The organism is Kluyvera sp. Awk 3 (genome assembly GCF_028069715.1).
Classification (GTDB): Bacteria; Pseudomonadota; Gammaproteobacteria; order Enterobacterales; family Enterobacteriaceae; genus Kluyvera; species Kluyvera georgiana_A.
This window is the reverse complement of sequence record NZ_JANEWH010000354.1, coordinates 1-260: the sequence shown is the minus strand read 5'-3', so window position 1 is coordinate 260 and position 260 is coordinate 1. Positions and strand designations below refer to the sequence as shown.

The following is a 260-nucleotide window of genomic DNA, read 5'->3' as shown; positions in this document are numbered from 1 at the left end:
GAAGGAACGTTGAAGACGACGACGTTGATAGGTCGGGTGTGTAAGCGTAGCGATACGTTGAGCTAACCGATACTAATGAACCGTGAGGCTTAACCTTACAACGCCGAAGATGTTTTGGCGAAGAGACACGATATTCAGCTTGATTACAGATTAAATCAGAACGCATAAAGCGGTCTGAAAACAGAATTTGCCTGGCGGCTGTAGCGCGGTGGTCCCACCTGACCCCATGCCGAACTCAGAAGTGAAACGCCGTAGCGCCG

General features: G+C 50.4%; 2 rRNA genes. Both read left to right on the top strand.

Annotated elements, in window-relative coordinates:
- Positions 1 to 97 (top strand): 23S ribosomal RNA (locus tag NNN71_RS25090); the annotation flags it as partial.
- Between the two features lie 93 nt (positions 98 to 190).
- Positions 191 to 260, top strand: a 5S ribosomal RNA gene (rrf, locus tag NNN71_RS25085); the annotation flags it as partial.